This is a genomic window from Streptomyces dioscori (assembly GCF_003024195.1).
Taxonomy (GTDB): Bacteria; Actinomycetota; Actinomycetes; order Streptomycetales; family Streptomycetaceae; genus Streptomyces; species Streptomyces dioscori.
The window spans coordinates 474,633-491,386 of the sequence record NZ_KZ679039.1 but is presented as its reverse complement, the minus strand read 5'-3'; the positions used below and the strand labels follow the sequence as shown (position 1 = coordinate 491,386).

The window sequence follows — 16,754 nt, the reverse complement described above, 5'->3', positions numbered from 1 at the left end:
GTTCCCTACGATGGCGCGGTGACAAGTACCGCGTCCTCCACGGACACCCGGCAGGGACAGGGCGTCGAAGAGCAGCGGCCGTCGTGGCAGCAGCGGCTGCGCAGGTTCGGCTACGCGGCCGGATCCAGAGACGACGTCCGCGACCGCCTCGTGCCCGCGTACACCGAGCCCGGCCCACGTCTGTGGGCGGCGATCGGGCTCCGCCAGGAGGCCGCCGCACGCATCGTCCGCTGGTCGGCGTGGGGCGGCCCGCTGCTCATCACGCTGCTGGCGGGCCTGATGCGGTTCTGGAACCTGGGCAGCCCGAAGGCGGTGATATTCGACGAGACGTACTACGCCAAGGACGCCTGGGCGCTCATCCACCGCGGATTCGAGGTCAACTGGGCCAAGGACGCCAACGACCTGATCCTGCAGAACGGCGGGAACGTCAGGATTCCGACGGACGCCGCCTACGTGGTCCACCCGCCGGTCGGCAAGTACGTCATCGGGCTCGGCGAGTGGATGTTCGGGTTCACGCCGTTCGGCTGGCGGTTCATGACGGCCCTGCTCGGCACACTGTCCGTGCTGATGCTGTGCCGGATCGGCCGCCGCCTGTTCCGCTCGACGTTCCTCGGGTGCCTGGCGGGCGCGCTGATGGCGGTGGACGGCCTGCACTTCGTGATGAGCCGCACCGCGCTGCTCGACCAGGTGCTGATGTTCTTCGTCCTCGCGGCCTTCGGCTGCCTGGTCGTCGACCGCGACAAGACCCGCGAACGCCTGGCCGCCGCACTCCCCCCGGACGCCGACGGAGTCGTACGCCCGGACTCCCACACCGCCACGACCACCCGCCTCGGCCGCCGCCCCTGGCGCCTTCTCGCGGGCCTGATGCTCGGCCTGGCCATCGGCACCAAGTGGAACGGCCTCTACATCCTCGTCGCGTTCGGCCTGATGACGGTCCTGTGGGACGTCGGCTCCCGCCGGGTGGCAGGCGCCCGCCGCCCCTACCGGGCGGTCCTCAAACACGACGTGGGCTGGGCATTCCTCTCCACGGTCCCGGTGGCGATCGCCACGTACCTCGCCTCCTGGACGGGCTGGTTCCTGTCCGCCACCGACGGCAAGGGCGGCTACTACCGCAACTGGGCCACCGCCGACGGCCGCACCAGCGACTGGTCGTGGCTGTTCCCCGACTGGTGGCGCAGCCTGTGGCACTACGAGACCCAGGTGTACGACTTCCATGTCGGCCTGCACTCCCCGCACACGTACCAGTCGAACCCATGGAGCTGGATCGTCACGGGCCGCCCGGTCTCGTACTTCTACGAGTCGCCGCTGCCCGGCAAGGACGGCTGCCCGACGGACGCGGGCGAGAAGTGCGCCCGCGAGGTCCTGGCCCTCGGCACCCCGCTCCTGTGGTGGGCCGCGGCCTTCGCGATCCTGTACATCCTGTGGCGCTGGATCTTCCGCCGCGACTGGCGGGCGGGCGCGATCGCCTGCGGCATCGCGGCGGGCTACGCCCCGTGGTTCCTCTACCAGGAACGCACGATCTTCTTCTTCTACGCGGTCGTCTTCCTCCCCTTCCTGTGCCTGGCGGTGGCGATGATGATCGGCGCGATGCTGGGCCCCCCGGGCGCCACGGAACGCCGCCGAGTGATCGGCGCGGCGGCATCAGGCGTCCTGATCCTCCTGATCGCCTGGAACTTCATCTACTTCTGGCCGATCTACACGGGCCAGGCAATCCCGATCGACAGCTGGCGGGCGCGGATGTGGCTGGACACCTGGGTCTAGCTGCACAGACGTGGCAAGGGGGCGCGGCTGGTTGCCGCGCCCCCTTGGTCGTTGTTGGTTGTTGACAGCCACCGATGGCCGCTCTCGCAGGCCCGAGGACGGCCCAGAGCGACCCTCTGGCTTCCCGAGACGCCCGCCCCTTGACCAGAGGTTGGCCACGGAGAGCCGCTTGGGCGCCGTCCCTGCTGGAGCTTGCGCTCAACTAAATGCCTTACAACCTCGCCCGTAGCAGGTGACGCAATACACGCTATCCGCACATTGATTTGCAGGCTGACGTGAATTGATCTACCCAAAAGTCGACGATCGGTAGATTCGAAGCCTTAGCCGCAGTACGGTTTCCCTCACTTGAAAGGAGCGGGGGAATGACCAATAGTGGAAGTGCGGGCTCCGGAGGAGATGACGAATCGCCTGTTGTGAAATGGTGGAAGAGGCCAACCGTAGTAGCTGCTGTGACCACAGTAGCCACAGGGGTGATTGCCGGCTGGCTGCAGCAGGGGGGACTCTCACTGATATCGAGCTTTTTCGAGGATGACAACCGGAGCAGCCCGACGGTTACAGTAAGCACGGAAAAAGAAGCCGCGTGCACCACATGGCGCCTGCACGACAAGGCTCCGGTCGTGGCTCGTGAACTCAGAGACAACCTGGGCGATCCGACCAGTGCGGGAAGTTCCGACAGACTGAGCAAGATTCTCGATGAAGTTCGCAAATCGACCGGATCGGAGTTGGCTACGGGCCAATGGGCCAAAGTGACGATCCAGGGCAAAAAGGGAGCTGCGGTCGTACTGACCGGCCTCGACGTAGCAATAAAGAAGAACCTAAAGGATCCGGGGACTCTGATGTTCGTTGGATCGGGTTGCGGGGGCGCTGTCACAGAGAGGATCTACGAGGCAGACCTGGATGCCCCTAGGCCAAAGTTCAAAATCGCAAAAATCAATGAGACGGGTGAGCAAATTCTGAAACCTGTGGACTTTCCATATAAGGTATCCTCTGTGGATCCTGAAGTTTTCATCTTGAATGGGATATCGCGTGGCTTTTCCGAGTGGACGGCAAAGCTCCACTGGGTGAGCGAGGGAAAGGAGGGAGTGACCGAAATAGACGATGACGGGAAACCATTTCTCTCCTTCCCCGAGGCCGAGAATCACTGGTTTGATACATATACGAACACTCTCAAAGCGCGTGGGACTCCCTAGGAGGCGAGCGGGGATGTCCCGTAGGGAATGAATGCAGCAGTGTCACGGCCCACAGACGGCTCCAACCCGTCCACTGACGCCCAGTTGTAGGCATAGTTCCTGTTCAGAGAGACGTTCGCGCAATCTTGAGGGACTTCGTCTATTTCTGGCTGATCTACAGGGGCCAGGCAATCCCGATGGACAGCTGGCGGACCCAGATATGGCTCGACACCCGAGCCCGGCCCGCCCATTACCCCCGGAGTAATCGACCGCTCCCCCCGCCCCCGGCAGGATCAGGCACCTCGGCGGCGATCGCCGCCGGGATCCGGTCGCGGTAGCGAGGAGAGCGTCATGTCCGTCGGTTCCAGCGCAACAACAGACGTCAGCGGCGCGGTCACCCGGGCCGTGGTGGAGGAGTTCATCGCCGCCCGGGTCGCCGGGGACACCGGGCGGCTCGTGGAGATCTTCGCCGAGCGCGTCGACTGGCAGCTCGCCGCGAATCCCACAGTGCCGTGGATCCGGCCGCGGTCCACCGGCGCCGAGTGTGCCGCCCAGTTCGTGGAACTGGCGGAGTACACCGTGCCCGAGGACGCGCGTGCCTCCGTCGATGTTCTTCTCGTCGACGGCACCGACGCCGTGCTGATGGGGCATCTGTCGGGGACCGTGCGGGCGACCGGGAAGTCCTTCGAGGGGCCGTTCGCGCTGCGTCTCACCGTGGAGGGTGGCCGGATCACCCGGCATCACCTCTACGAGGACGGCCTCGCGATCGCCGAGGCGTGCGCCACCTGAGAGACGAGGCCCGTGCCCGTCCGCCGGCCGGGGTCACGTGCCGTCCGCCGGTCGGGGTCCGCGCGTCTAACGATCGGGGAACAGCACCCCCATCCGTCACTCTCCCCGCATACAGTGCGACGCAGGGACACCGTTCTGAACGCGTTCAGAACGGTGCACGGGGCGGATCGGGGAGGGGACGCGAGATGCGGAGTGGGGTCAAGGTCGGCATTGTCGGCGGGGTGTTCGCGCTGATGGTGGGGGGCGCGGGGTACGGCGCGTACAACATCGTGACCGCCGTCAGCGGGGACGGGGGTTCCGCCGCCGCGGCCGAGAGGACCGGGCCGCCCTCCGGCGACGAGGTGCGGGAGACCTCCGAGAAGTTCTTCACCGCCTGGGAGCAGGGGGACGCCCCCACCGCCGCGGATCTGACCGACAACGCCCTGGCCGCCAAGGAGCTGCTCGTCGCCTACGGCGGCCAGGCGCACATCGGCAAGGTGAAGATCACGCCCGGTACGGCGACGGGCGCGACCGTGCCGTTCGAGGTGTCGGCCACCGTCTCGTACGAGGGGAAGAGCAAGCCGCTGGCCTACCGGAGCGAGCTGGCCGTCGTGCGGGGGAAGACCTCCGGGCGGGCGCTGGTCGACTGGCAGCCGGCCGTGCTGCATCCGGACCTCAAGAGGGGCGACACGCTGGTCACGGGCGAGGCGGCGAGCCCGCCCATCGAGGCGGTGGACCGTAACGGCGTCGTCCTGACGGAGAAGAAGTACCCGTCCCTCGGCCCGGTGCTCGACTCCCTGCGCGAGCGGTACGGCGACAAGGCGGGCGGCACACCCGGCGTCGAGCTCGCGATCCAGCACGAGAGCGAGACCGCCGGGGACAGCACGCTGGTGACGCTCGCCGAGGGCAAGGCGGGCAAGCTGCGTACGACGATCAGCGCGGGCGCGCAGGCCGCCGCGGAGAAGGCCGTCACGCGGTACGCGGAGTCGTCGGTGGTCGCCGTGAAGCCGAGCACCGGAGAGGTGCTGGCGGTCGCCAACCACCGCGAGGACGCCTTCAACGCGGCCTTCCAGGGCAAGGTCGCACCCGGCTCCACCATGAAGATCATCACGGCGGCGATGTTCATCGACAACGGTGTGACCGCGATGAACAGCCCGGCGCCCTGTCCGCCGACCGCGACCTGGCAGAGCCAGACCTTCAAGAATCTGACGGGCATGGAGCCCAATGAGAAGGCCACGCTCGCCAACAGCTTCATGCGCTCGTGCAACACGGCCTTCGTGAAGCTCATCGACGGCTCCGACGCGCGGCCGCTCACGGACGAGTCGCTCACCACCGAGGCGCAGGAGCGGTTCGGTCTGGGCAAGGACTGGAAGACGGGCATCGTCTCCTTCGACGGGAGCGTCCCCGCGTCCGGCGGCCCGAACCGCGCCGCCAACGCGATCGGCCAGGGCGAGGTCCAGATGAACCCGCTGAACATGGCGTCGGTCACCGCGACCGCGATCACGGGCACGTTCCACCAGCCGTACCTCGTGTCGCCGAAGCTCGACGACCGGGAGCTCGCCACCGCGCGCGGTCTGCCGTCCGGCACCGCCGCCCAGCTGAAGCAGATGATGCAGCTGACCGCGACCAGCGGTACCGGCGCGCAGGCGATGTCGGGGCTCGGCGGTGACATCGGCGCGAAGACCGGCTCCGCCGACGTCGATGGTCAGGAGAAGTCCGACAGCTGGTTCACCGGTTTCCGGGGCGACATCGCGGCCGCGGCCATGACGGAGGCGGGCGGTCACGGAGGGGACGCGGCGGGTCCGATTGTCGCAGCTGTGCTACGGACAGGTGGCTGAACTCACCCTCACAGGCCGGGACTCTAGGCTGGTGGCTCTCGTTCTAGGGGAGCCGGTGGGGATTCGAGGAACGCACGGGGACTCCTGGAGCCGGCGGAGACTCGTGGAGAGCCGTTGAGGGCGTCGGGGAAGCAACGAAGGAACGGAAGCCGTGGGGAACAGAAGGCGCGCACCTGAGCGCGGCAGGACGAAGACGAAGCCCGCCGTCATCGGCGGGATGATCGCCGTTGTCGTCGGCGGTGCGGGGTTCGGCGTCTACGCCCTGTACGGCGGCGGAGCGGTGGCCGACGCGGGCTCGTCCTCCGACGCGAAGTCCGTGAAGAGCGGCCCGCTGTCGGCGGCCGAGGTGAAGTCCACGGCCACCGCCTTCCTCACAGCCTGGCAGAGCGGTGACGTCGAGAAGGCCGCCGCGGCGACGAACGACGTCACGGCGGCGCGCACCCTGCTCACGGGCTACGGCAAGGAGGCGTACGTCGAGGATGTGACGCTCACCGCCAGGAAGCGCTCCGGGGACGCCGTGCCGTTCGCCGTCAAGGGCACGGTCGCGTACAAGACCCTGAGCAAGCCTCTCGCGTACGAGTCGGAGCTCACCGTCGTGCGTCGCGCCAAGGACGGGAAGCCGCTGGTCGACTGGCATGCGGCGGTCGTGCACCCGGAGCTGGAGGACGGCGACAAGCTGGTCACCGGTGAGGCCGGGACACCCCCGGTCAAGGCCCTGGACCGGGACGGCGGCGAGCTGACCACCGCCAAGTACCCCTCCCTCGGGACGGTCCTCGACGGTCTGCGGGAGAAGTACGGCAAGAAGGCCGGCGGCAAGGCGGGCGTCGAGCTGCGGGTGATCCGCGCCGGGTCGGAGGACGCCGAGGGTGGCAAGGACGGCAAGGACGCCGCCGACGCGAAGAAGACGGACGCCTCCGACAAGAACCCCGACAAGACGCTGCTGGAGCTGAGCGAGGGCACGCCGGGCACGGTCCGTACGACGCTCAGCCCGGCCCTGCAGGCGACCGCCGAGCAGGAGGTCGCCGCGAAGTCCAAGGCTTCGGCCGTCATGATCAGGCCGTCGACCGGCGAGATCCTGGCCGTCGCGAACTCGGGGCACGGTTTCAACACCGCGTTCCAGGGCTCGCTGGCCCCCGGCTCGACGATGAAGATCGTCACGGCTTCGCTGCTCATCGAGAAGGGGCTCGCGTCGACGAACAAGGAGCACCCCTGCCCCAAGTACTCGACGTACGGCGGCTGGAAGTTCCAGAACGACGACAAGTTCGAGATCAAGGACGGCACGTTCAAGGCGAGCTTCGCGCGCTCCTGCAACACGGCCTTCATCACGCAGGCCAAGAAGCTGAGCGACGACGCCCTGACCAAGCAGGCCCAGCAGGTGTTCGGCCTCGGTATGGACAACTGGGCGATCGGGGTGCCGACCTTCGACGGCTCGGTGCCGGTGCAGTCGCAGGCCCAGAAGGCGGCCTCGCTGATCGGGCAGGGCGGGGTGCGGATGAACCCGCTGAACATGGCGTCGGTCGTCGCCACGGCCAAGACGGGCACGTTCCGCCAGCCCTATCTGGTGTCTCCGACCGTCGACGACCGGACGCTCGCGAAGGGGTCCCGCTCGCTGTCGGCCGACACGCAGGCGCAGCTCAAGGAACTCCTGCAGTACACGGCCGCGGCCGGTACGGCGGCCGAGGCCATGGCCGGGCTCGGCCCGGACTTCGGGGCCAAGACCGGTTCGGCGGAGGTCGACAACCAGAAGAAGCCCAACGGCTGGTTCACGGCCTGGAAGGGTGATCTGGCCGCCGCGGGCGTGGTCCAGCAGGGCGGCCACGGCGGCGAGACGGCCGGCCCGATCGTGGCGGCACTGCTGAAGGCGGGCAGCTGACCGAAGCAGGGTCACTGCCGGCTGTGGCGAGGCCGTTGCCGACCGCCGTACGGTCGCTGTCGGCGGGGGTACGGCCCCTCCGGGGTGGCTGAACCGGTCGGGAGCGGCCGGTTCAGTTCGACGACACGGGGGTGGCCGTGTACGTCCGGCGCAGGAAGCGGATCAGCGTCTTCGCCTCGAACTGCACGACCGCCACTCCCGTCGCCGAGTGGAACTCCATGACGGCCTGGACCCGGCCGCAGGGCCAGATGCGTACGTCACCGGCGGCGGCCGGCGCCCGTAGCCCCTGTTCGAGCAGGTCGCGGGCGAAGACCCACTCGTGGTGGCCGGGCAGCATGATGTGCACCCGTCGGGGGTCGGTCTCCGGGTCGTATCGAAGGGCCACCGGCACGGCGGGCGGATCCTGCACCTCGTCCGTCACGATGTGGGCGCGCGCGTACTGCTCAACGGCGGACATCGATCGCTCCCTCTTTGAACTGATCCATATCTAATGTCGCATATTTTCCGATATGCGCTCCCAGCTGAGTCGTAGTCGTATTCGGGGTCACCTCGCTCTTGCAAGCTGTTCGCATTAAGCCACTATCATCGAACGGTTATAGCCAGTCGGCCTGCCCCCGGAAGCGGAGCCCTCCATGCACGTGCCCGACGGATTCATCAACGCGCCCGTCTCCGTCGCCGCCGGAGCCGTGGCCGCCGCGGCGGTCGCGGTGAGCCTGCGCGGCGCCCGCCGTGAGCTGGACGAGCGGACGGCCCCGCTCGCGGGACTGGTCGCCGCGTTCATCTTCGCCGTGCAGATGCTGAACTTCCCGGTCGCGGCCGGGACCAGCGGACATCTGCTCGGAGGCGCGCTCGCCGCGATACTCGTGGGCCCCTTCACCGGGGTCCTGTGCGTGTCGGTCGTGCTCCTCATGCAGGGCATCCTCTTCGCGGACGGCGGCCTCACGGCGCTGGGCGTGAACATCACGGTCATGGCGGTCGTCACCACGGTCGTGGCCTACGCCGTCTTCCGAGGCCTCGTAAAACTCCTGCCCAGGAAGCGTCGGTCCATTACCGTCTCGGCGTTCGTCGCCGCTGTGATCTCCGTCCCGGCCGCCGCCGTCGCCTTCACTCTGATCTACGCGATCGGCGGCACCACGGACGTCCCGATCGGCCAGGTCTTCACCGCCATGGTCGGCGTCCACGTCCTCATCGGCATCGGTGAGGCCGCGATCACCGCCCTCACGGTCGGCGCCGTCATCGCCGTACGACCGGACCTCGTGTACGGGGCCCGCGGCCTGACCGCGCCCCTGAAGCTGCGGGTCAACGGCGAGCTGGTCGACACCCCCGCCGCCGAGCCCGCCCCCGTCGCCGTGGCCGCCCGGTCCCACCGCAAGGTGTGGCTGGCGGGGCTCGCCACCTCCCTCGTCCTCGCCGGGTTCGTCAGCTTCTACGCCTCGGCGAACCCCGACGGCCTGGAGAAGGTCGCCTCCGACAAGGGCATCGACGCCAAGGTCGAGGACCACGCCGCCGCCGACTCGCCGCTCGCCGACTACGGCGTCGAGGGCCTCACCGACAGCCGGATCTCCGGCGGCCTCGCAGGCGTGATCGGCGTGGGCGTCACGATCGTCGCGGGCACGGGCGTCTTCTGGGCCGTCCGCAGGCGCCGTACGCCCGAGACCTCCCCGTCGGAGACGTCGTCCGCGCGGCTCGGCAAGTCCGTCTGACATGGGAGCAGGCCACGCGCACCGGCTCTACCGGCACGGGCACTCGCCCGTGCACGCTCTGCCGCCGCACACCAAGCTCGCCGCCGTCTTCGCCTTCGTCCTGGTCGTCGTCTCGACCCCGCGCGAGGCGATGTGGGCCTTCGGGCTGTACGCGCTGCTGCTGGCGGGCGTGGCGTACGCGGCCCGCGTCCCGGCCGGCTTCGTACTGAAGCGGCTGCTGATCGAGGTGCCGTTCGTGGCCTTCGCCGTGCTGATGCCGTTCGTGGCGCAGGGCGAGCGGGTCGACGTGCTCGGCCTGTCCCTGAGCGTGAACGGCCTGTGGGGCGCCTGGAACGTCCTCGCCAAGGGCACGCTCGGTGTCGCCGCGTCCGTGCTGCTCGCCTCGACGACCGAGCTGCGCGAACTCCTGCTGGGCCTCCAGCGGCTGAAGCTCCCACCCCTGCTCGTACAGATCGCGTCCTTCATGATCCGGTACGGGGACGTCATCGCGGACGAGATGCGGCGGATGCGGATCGCGCGGGAGTCGCGCGGCTTCGAGGCCCGTGGCGTGCGCTCCTGGGGCGTCCTCGCCAAGTCCGCGGGGGCCCTGTTCATCCGCTCCTACGAGCGCGGGGAGCGGGTGCACCTGGCCATGGTGAGCCGGGGCTACACCGGTTCGATGCCGGTCATCGACGAGGTGACCGCGTCGCGCGCGCAGTGGTCGTACGCCTTCGCCCTGCCGTGCGCCGCGCTCGTCGTATGTCTGCTGGGATGGACCCTGTGAACTCGCTCCCTCCGCTTCCCTCCCCCGTCCCCTCCCCCGTCCCCTCGCTCGACGTGGCCGGGCTGGCCTTCGCCTATCCGGACGGGCACCAGGCGCTCTTCGGCGTGGACTTCACGGTCGGCCGGGGCGAGCGCGTGGCCCTGCTCGGCCCGAACGGCGCCGGCAAGACGACCCTCGTACTCCACCTCAACGGCATCCTGACCGGCGGCGCCGGGACGGTGACGGTCGCCGGGCTGCCCGTCGGCAAGAAGCACATGGCGGAGATCCGGCGGAAGGCCGGCATCGTCTTCCAGGACCCGGACGACCAGCTCTTCATGCCGAGCGTGCGCGAGGACGTGGCGTTCGGGCCCGCGTCCGCCGGGCTCAAGGGGCCCGAGCTGGAGGCGAGGGTGCGCACGGCGCTCGAACAGGTCGGCATGGAGGACTTCGCCGACCGCCCTCCGCACCACCTCTCCTACGGCCAGCGGCGCCGGGTGGCGGTCGCGACCGTACTGGCGATGGAGCCGGAGATCCTCGTCCTCGACGAGCCGTCGTCCAACCTCGATCCCGCCTCGCGGCGCGAACTCGCCGACATCCTGCGCTCGTTGGACGTGACTGTACTCATGGTCACGCACGATCTCCCGTACGCCCTCGAACTGTGCCCCCGGGCCCTGATCCTCAGCGAAGGCGTGATCGCGGCGGACGGCAGGACCGGCGAACTGCTCTCGGACGACGAGCTGATGAGACAGCACCGCCTGGAGCTGCCGTTCGGCTTCGATCCGCGCTCGGTGACAATGGGCGCGTGACGCTCGCGCGGCGAAGGGTACGGGTACGGACGTGGTGGATGTGAACGGCTCAGTGGCCGAGGGCTTCGAGCCGGTCGAGGCGGCGTTCGTACGGAACTTCGAGACGCTCGGGGACCGGGGCGCGGCCGTGACCGTGTACCGGGACGGCCGGAAGGTCGTGGACCTGTGGGCGGGCACGAAGGACATCGACGGCGGCGCCCCCTGGCAGCGCGACACCGCACAGATCGTGCGCTCGGCGACCAAGGGCGTCGCGGCGGCGGCACTCCTCCTCCTCCGCCAGCGGGGGCTGCTCGACCTGGACGCGCCGGTGGGCGAGTACTGGCCCGGGTTCAAGGCGGCGGGCAAGGAGCGGGTGCTGGTCCGGCACGTGCTCTCGCACCGGGCCGGGCTGCCGGTCCTGGACCACCCGCTCACGCCCGAGGAGTCGCTGGACCCGTTGCGGGGCGCCGAGGCGGTCGCCCGCCAGGCCCCGGTGTGGGAGCCCGGCACGGACCACGGCTACCACGCGCTGACGTACGGCTGGCTGGTCGGTGAACTGCTGCGGCGCGTCACGGGCGAGGGCATCGGCGACTGGATCGCACGGGAGATCGCGGGGCCGGTGGGCGCGGACCTGTGGGTCGGACTGCCGGAGCGGGAGGCGGGCCGGGTCGGCAGGGTGGGCCGCGTCGAGACTCCCACGGCCGGGGACGGAACCCTTCGGGCACGCCCGAAACGATCGGTCACAGAGGCCTACGAGGACCCGGACTCCCTCACCCGACGCGCCTTCGCGGCGATCACCCCGTTCCCGGACCAGAACGACCCGGCGTACCGGGCGGCGGCGCTCCCCGCGACGAACGGCATCGCGACGGCGGACGGGCTGGCCCGCTTCTACGCGTCCCTGATCGGCGAAGTGGACGGCGCTGCGCGCCTGTTCACTCCGTCGACCCTGGCGGCGGCCCGCACGGAGGAGTCCGCGGGCCCGGACCGCGTCCTGGTGGTCAACACGAACTTCGGCCTCGGCTACATGCTCCACGGCTCGGCGTCCCCGTTCCTGGCCCCGGGCTCCTTCGGCCACCCGGGCCGAGGCGGCTCCCTGGGCTTCGCGGACCCCGACTCGGGCACGGCCTTCGCCTACGTGACGAACGGCTTCCGCAAGACGGTCACGGCGGATCCGCGGGCGCAGGGGTTGGTACGGGCGGTGCGGGCGGCGTTGGGGGCGTAGGCGGGGCCGTCGGCAGGCTTCAGGGCTTCGAGGAAGAGGGCGAAGACGCCGGTCGGGAGGCTGAGGGTGGCCTCCGTCGGCATCTTCGAGTCGCGGACGAGGATGCGCGTGGGCGTGGCCGCAACCTCGACGCAGTCGTTTCCCTCGCCGCCGCCTGAGTAGGACGACTTCCGCCACCTTGTCATGGGCCCTACGGTTCCATGCGGTGCTCGGGCGGGCCCGGGTTCTTCAAGGACTCGACGAAGGTGACGAACGCTCCGGCCGGAAAGGCGAGAGCGACTCCGGCCGGGGTCTTCGAGTCACGGACGGCTATGTGGGTCCTGCGGTGAGCCACCTCGACGCACGCGTCACCCTGACCACCGCCGGAAAAGGATGACTTCGTCCATATGTTGGGGATGAGCATGTGCCCTCAAAGCTCCTTCGCCAGCTTGCGGATGAAGTCACGCGAACCGCCATGGTCAAGCGAGGCCGCCTCCACTCTACGGAAAAGTGTTCTGTAGCGGCTCAGTTGCACCTCAGCGTCGACGAAAACGGGGCCGTTGGGGCTGTCACGTACAACCGTGTCCAACTTGGGCACGGGGCCGCCCGCGTACACCATGGCACTTCCGGCGCCGCCGAAGCCGTCCACCTCGAAAGGGATGACGCGAACGTCGACGTGATCGGCTTCGGAGAGTTCGAGCACACGGAGGAGTTGGGCTCGCGTCGTGACCCGATTTCCGACCCTGATACGCAGGGCCGCCTCGTGGATCACGGTCTCGTACGGGGTCGGGTCGGAGCGCTCGATGATGACCCTGCGCTTCATCCGGTGCTCCACCCAGCGTTCCACTTCGTCCGGCGGATACTCCGGGTTGACGTACGTAAAGAGCGCCCGCGCGTAGTCCGACGTCTGCAACAGGCCCGGGATGTGCAGGAAGTCCACATCCCACCGGTACTTGGCATGGTGCTCCAGTTCGGGCAGGTCCAGGAAAGGCGTCGGCAGGTGCCCCCGATACTCCTCCCACCAGCCGCGTGCACGGTCGGCCGCCATCGCCACCAGGGCGTCGACCAATGCACCGTCCGTACAGTCGTAGTTGAAAGCCAAGCGGCGCAACCGCTGTGCACTCACCCCGGAGATACCCGACTCGATCTGGCTCATCTGCACGGAATCGGCGCCGATCAGAGCTGCCGCTTCGCGCGCTTTGAGACCTGCGGCTTCGCGTAGTTTTCGCAGCTCAAGACCGAGGCGTGCCTGCCGGGCGGTCGGCTGCGGGCGACGCGGCATGTACTTCCTCCTCGCCCCCGATCACCGGGAGCTCGCGACTCGTTCGAGGGCAAGATTACGGCAGCGGCTTGCGGAGACCTAAATTTAGGTCCTACCGTCAGTGACGCGACGCACACCCTGCGGCACACCGGGACCCCGGAAGCGCACCACTCCGTCCTGCCGGGACGGCTGAGGCATGCCCACCGCCCGCGATCATCCGCAGCTCGCCTAGACCCCACCACCCACACGGAGTTGACGCATGCCCGAAACCGAGATCCACGCCCCCTGGGAGTACTCCCTCCACATCCCCAACGACCCCCGCGCCGTCACCGTAAGCCGCCGTACCCTCCGTCTGATCCTGACCGTCCACGGGCTCATCCGCCTCGTCGACGTCGCCGAACTGCTCGCGGCCGAGCTGGTCTCCAATGCCGTACGACACACGAAGGGACCCGCCGCGCTACGGGTGCTCTGGGCGGCGGGTGTGCTGCGGATCGGGGCCTGGGACGCGGACCCGGAGCCTCCCGGACCGCCGCAACTCCTCCGCCCCGTCGAGGACTTGCTCGACGACCTGCTTGAGGGAGGGAGAGGGCTGGCGCTGGTCAGGGCCTGTTCCGACGAGTGGGGCTGGCAGCCGCTCGCCGGCGACGGCGTGAGCGGGAGCGGTAAGTACGTGTGGTGCGAGCTGGCCGCCGCCGTCTGAGCTACGGCCAGTTCCTCGGCGTGCCTCGCGCCAGCCCGATGTCCGGCCTGCCGGAGGCGTACCAGGACACCCCCGCGATCCTGTTACGCCTCCGGCCCGGCCGTCCCGAAGCCCCCCTCGGGCCCGCTCGTTACGCGGTGATCACAAGGATGCTCGGCGGGCGTCCGTCTGTCGTTGGCCCTCGGTCCCCGTCTACTTGGCCGGGCGTCCACAGGTCTGTGTGTCCGCGAAACGCGCCTGCCTGCGGAACTCGCCCGGCGGGAGCCCGTACGCGGTGCGGAAGGCGCGCGTGAACTCCGGGGCGCGGGGAAAGCCCCAGCGGGCCGCGACGGCGTGGACCGGGGTCGTGCTCAGGGCCGGGTCGGCGAGGTCCCGGCGGGCGTTCGCCAGTCGGCGGTCGCGGACGTACGCGGCCACGGAGACGTCCTCGGTCTGGAAGAGGCGGTAGAGGTGACTGCGCGAGATGTGGTGCGCGGCGGCGATCCGGGCGGGGGTCAGGTCCGGGTCCGCCAGGTGCCGGTGGATGAACGCCCTGACGCGCAGGAACAGCGTCCGGTCGTGCGTCTCGGGCGGCAGCCGCAGGTCGTCGTCCACGGCGTGCGCGAAGACGGCGGTGACCAGGTCGGCGACGACCGTGCCGAGCCGGGGCGCGTCCGAGGGCCGGTACGGGTTGGTGTCCGCCGCCAGTTGCACGAGGAACTGGGCGAGCAGCGCGCCGGTCCCCTCACGGCCCGATATCCGGCGCCCGATCGCCCGGTCGGCCTGGCCCGCCGGCAGGGCCACCAGCGTCCGCGGTATCTCGACGCCGACGATGGTGACCGGGTCGGGTCCGGTGGTGATGTCGTACGACCGCGAGGAGCAGTTGACGTGGAAGTCGCGTATCCCGTACGCGGCCTGCTGTCTGCCCCAGACGGCCTCGCCCTCGCCCCGCAGCAGCAGGGAGAGGTGGAAGGCCTCGGGATCGGACCGGCGGACGAGCTTCGGTGTACGGCGGAAGACGAGGTGGTCGAAGGTCGCCGGCCACACCGTGACGTCCCCGAGCCCGATCACACGCTGGTGCCCGCGGTAGTCCGCCGCGCGGTCGCTGGCCAGTTCCATGGGCGCGTGCGTGCGGCCCAACTGCTGCGTCCACGCCTCGAACCGGTCGGCCACCGGCAGATCCAGGGTCCGCAGAAACGATTCTTGCAGCACGCACGTAGTGAACCACATGGTTCCGCTTACGGCGGGCCGTGTGTCGGCTGCCGGCCGGTGGGGGTCGGCCGCGCAGTTCCCCGCGCCCCTGGAGGGGCCGGACCCGGTACGACGTCTACCCGGAGTGCAACATCAGCCCTATCCCGATCACCAGCAGGCCCGCCGCCGCGATGCGCGGTGCTCCGAAGCGTTCCTTGAAGAAGATGGCTCCTATGGCCGCGCCCACGATGATCGATGTCATACCGGGCTCGTACCGTGTTTGGCATGAGCCGACCCAAGTTAGGCAAGGCCACCATCACACCGGGCGAGCCTGCCGCGATCTACTGCCGCATCTCTCATACCCGCGACGAGGACCAGACCGGAGTGGACCGCCAGGAGCGTATCTGCCGGGACATCGCCGAACGCCTGCAACTCCGCGTCGAGTCGACCCACGTCTACGTGGACAACAACCGCTCCGCATGGCAGCGCAACCGTAAGCGGCCGGGGTGGGAGGAGATGCTACGGGCGATGACGGCCGACGAGATCCGCCACGTCATCGTCTACCACCCCGACCGCCTCATGAGGCAGCCCAAGGATCTCGAAGAGCTACTTTCCATAGCCGACGACAAGCGCATCCTGCTGCACGGCGAGGCGAACCGACGCGATCTGTCGGACCCCGACGACCGGTTCATCCTCCGTATCGAGGTGGCCCACGCGTGCCGCTCCTCCGACGACTCATCACGCCGACTCAAGGACGCCTTGAAGGACAAGGCCCGCGAGGGCAACCCGCATGTGGGCAACCGTCCTTACGGCTACACCAGGGACGGTCGGGCGATCGTCGAGGAGGAAGCGGAGATCGTCCGAGAGGTCTACCGCAGGTACCTGGACGGCGAGTCACCGAACCACCTGGCCCAAGATCTCGTCGCACGCGCCATCCCCACGTCCAAGGGCAAGGCTTGGAACCCTGAGAACGTCCGCCATCTCCTGTCGTCCCACTTCGTGGCCGGTCTGCGATTCCACCTGGGTGAAGAAGTGGCCGTAGGGACGTGGCCCGCCATCATCGATCGGGGGCAGTGGGACGAGGTCCAGCGGCTCCGGGAGTATCGCGCCCAGGCGCATCAGGACACGAAGAAGCGTCCTGTTCGGAACTACCTCCTACGCGGAATCGCCACCTGCTCGTGCGGCGCACGCATGGGCGGCACGAACAGCGGTCGGTGCGCCTACTACCGGTGCACCCGTTCCGACAACACCGACCAGCAGAAGTGCAACCGTGCCGTTTCGGCTGGGCCTCTCGAAGAGTTCGTGCGAGACGTGGCGATCAAGGTTCTGACCAAGCTGGACACCTCTGGTTACGAGCCTGCCGCCACCACACGCCCCGAGGCCGATGTCGTCGCCGACGAGAAGGACCGGACGAAGCTGGAGGAGCTGAAGGAACTGTGGCTCCACGATGACGATTTCACGACGGCCGACTTCCAGTCGATGCGCGCACCCATCCTCAAGCGGCTCAAGGAACGACAGCGGAGGACCGTCAAACGGCCGGTCGCGGTCCTGGAAGGAATCGCCGGCCCGGACGCCGAAGCGAGTTGGGAACGCCTGGAGTCAACGAAGGACTACGCGCGCATGAACGCGATCTATCGGTTCCTGTTCGCCGCCGTGATCATTGGCCCGCCGAGGCGCAAGGGTGGCCCGGGGTTCGACACCGGCCGGGTGGAGATCGAGCCGAATCCGCTGGACTAGGGCCCTCTCTCGTCTCCTCGCCGCACTGCCCACAAGCCTTCCGCAA

Annotated in this window: 15 protein-coding genes and 2 pseudogenes; 11 read left to right on the top strand and 6 right to left on the bottom strand. The window is 68.9% G+C overall.

The window, feature by feature from the left end; genetic code table 11:
• Positions 1 to 18 precede the first annotated feature (18 nt).
• The 5 genes from C6Y14_RS06855 (at position 19) to C6Y14_RS06840 (ending at position 7,409) form a co-directional block, all read left to right on the top strand.
• A complete protein-coding gene (locus tag C6Y14_RS06855) occupies positions 19 to 1,761 on the top strand; it encodes a dolichyl-phosphate-mannose--protein mannosyltransferase (RefSeq protein WP_107015592.1) in 1,743 nt (580 codons plus the stop codon).
• Between the two features lie 362 nt (positions 1,762 to 2,123).
• Entirely contained in the window at positions 2,124 to 2,951 is an 828-nt protein-coding gene (locus C6Y14_RS43970) for a hypothetical protein (RefSeq protein WP_159074187.1), read from the top strand.
• A 330-nt stretch (positions 2,952 to 3,281) separates the two neighbouring features.
• Positions 3,282 to 3,719 carry a nuclear transport factor 2 family protein gene (locus tag C6Y14_RS06850; protein WP_107015591.1) on the top strand — a complete coding sequence of 146 codons (438 nt, stop codon included), beginning with the start codon at positions 3,282 to 3,284 and terminating at the stop codon, positions 3,717 to 3,719.
• A 185-nt stretch (positions 3,720 to 3,904) separates the two neighbouring features.
• On the top strand, positions 3,905 to 5,536 hold the full coding sequence (locus C6Y14_RS06845) for a penicillin-binding transpeptidase domain-containing protein (protein ID WP_107015590.1): 1,632 nt from the start codon (positions 3,905 to 3,907) through the stop codon (positions 5,534 to 5,536).
• A gap of 151 nt (positions 5,537 to 5,687) precedes the next feature.
• On the top strand, positions 5,688 to 7,409 hold the full coding sequence (locus C6Y14_RS06840; protein WP_107015589.1) for a penicillin-binding transpeptidase domain-containing protein: 1,722 nt from the start codon (positions 5,688 to 5,690) through the stop codon (positions 7,407 to 7,409).
• 112 nt (positions 7,410 to 7,521) lie between these two features.
• On the opposite strand, the gene C6Y14_RS06835 is transcribed toward C6Y14_RS06840, so the two are convergent.
• Positions 7,522 to 7,866 (bottom strand): SsgA family sporulation/cell division regulator, encoded by a 345-nt coding sequence (locus C6Y14_RS06835; protein ID WP_107015588.1) that lies wholly within the window; start codon positions 7,864 to 7,866, stop codon positions 7,522 to 7,524.
• 105 nt (positions 7,867 to 7,971) lie between these two features.
• On the opposite strand from C6Y14_RS06835, the pseudogene C6Y14_RS06830 reads away from it, so the two are divergent.
• The 4 genes and pseudogenes from C6Y14_RS06830 (at position 7,972) to C6Y14_RS06815 (ending at position 11,861) form a co-directional block, all read left to right on the top strand.
• Positions 7,972 to 9,112 (top strand): annotated as a pseudogene (locus C6Y14_RS06830) (energy-coupling factor ABC transporter permease).
• A gap of 1 nt (position 9,113) precedes the next feature.
• Positions 9,114 to 9,875 (top strand): cobalt ECF transporter T component CbiQ, encoded by a 762-nt coding sequence (cbiQ, locus tag C6Y14_RS06825; RefSeq protein ID WP_107015586.1) that lies wholly within the window; start codon positions 9,114 to 9,116, stop codon positions 9,873 to 9,875.
• A complete protein-coding gene (locus C6Y14_RS06820; protein ID WP_107015585.1) occupies positions 9,863 to 10,660 on the top strand; it encodes an energy-coupling factor ABC transporter ATP-binding protein in 798 nt (265 codons plus the stop codon). The genes cbiQ and C6Y14_RS06820 overlap by 13 nt, the downstream gene beginning before the upstream one ends.
• Positions 10,661 to 10,694: 34 nt before the next feature.
• The gene (locus C6Y14_RS06815) at positions 10,695 to 11,861 is read left to right on the top strand and encodes a serine hydrolase domain-containing protein (RefSeq protein ID WP_107015584.1); all 1,167 of its coding nucleotides are present in this window, start codon (positions 10,695 to 10,697) and stop codon (positions 11,859 to 11,861) included.
• On the opposite strand, the gene C6Y14_RS45815 is transcribed toward C6Y14_RS06815, so the two are convergent.
• Genes C6Y14_RS45815 through C6Y14_RS06800 form a run of 3 tightly spaced genes read right to left on the bottom strand, consistent with a single transcriptional unit; the run spans position 11,771 to position 13,122 of the window.
• On the bottom strand, positions 11,771 to 12,046 hold the full coding sequence (locus C6Y14_RS45815) for a DUF397 domain-containing protein (RefSeq protein WP_107015583.1): 276 nt from the start codon (positions 12,044 to 12,046) through the stop codon (positions 11,771 to 11,773). The genes C6Y14_RS06815 and C6Y14_RS45815 overlap by 91 nt on opposite strands.
• A gap of 5 nt (positions 12,047 to 12,051) precedes the next feature.
• On the bottom strand, positions 12,052 to 12,264 hold the full coding sequence (locus tag C6Y14_RS06805) for a DUF397 domain-containing protein (RefSeq protein ID WP_107015582.1): 213 nt from the start codon (positions 12,262 to 12,264) through the stop codon (positions 12,052 to 12,054).
• A gap of 6 nt (positions 12,265 to 12,270) precedes the next feature.
• Entirely contained in the window at positions 12,271 to 13,122 is an 852-nt protein-coding gene (locus C6Y14_RS06800) for a helix-turn-helix domain-containing protein (RefSeq protein WP_107015581.1), read from the bottom strand.
• Between the two features lie 238 nt (positions 13,123 to 13,360).
• Between C6Y14_RS06800 and C6Y14_RS06795 the strand changes: the two genes are divergently transcribed.
• On the top strand, positions 13,361 to 13,801 hold the full coding sequence (locus C6Y14_RS06795) for an ATP-binding protein (RefSeq protein WP_107015580.1): 441 nt from the start codon (positions 13,361 to 13,363) through the stop codon (positions 13,799 to 13,801).
• Between the two features lie 192 nt (positions 13,802 to 13,993).
• Here C6Y14_RS06795 and C6Y14_RS06790 read toward each other — a convergent pair whose 3' ends face one another.
• Together C6Y14_RS06790 and C6Y14_RS06785 are read right to left on the bottom strand one after the other, a co-directional pair.
• Positions 13,994 to 14,992 (bottom strand): helix-turn-helix domain-containing protein, encoded by a 999-nt coding sequence (locus C6Y14_RS06790; RefSeq protein ID WP_107015579.1) that lies wholly within the window; start codon positions 14,990 to 14,992, stop codon positions 13,994 to 13,996.
• A 115-nt stretch (positions 14,993 to 15,107) separates the two neighbouring features.
• A pseudogene (locus C6Y14_RS06785) lies at positions 15,108 to 15,230 on the bottom strand (EamA family transporter); the annotation flags it as partial.
• A gap of 26 nt (positions 15,231 to 15,256) precedes the next feature.
• Between C6Y14_RS06785 and C6Y14_RS06780 the strand changes: the two are divergent.
• Positions 15,257 to 16,708 (top strand): recombinase family protein, encoded by a 1,452-nt coding sequence (locus C6Y14_RS06780; protein WP_107015578.1) that lies wholly within the window; start codon positions 15,257 to 15,259, stop codon positions 16,706 to 16,708.
• Positions 16,709 to 16,754: the final 46 nt, after the last annotated feature.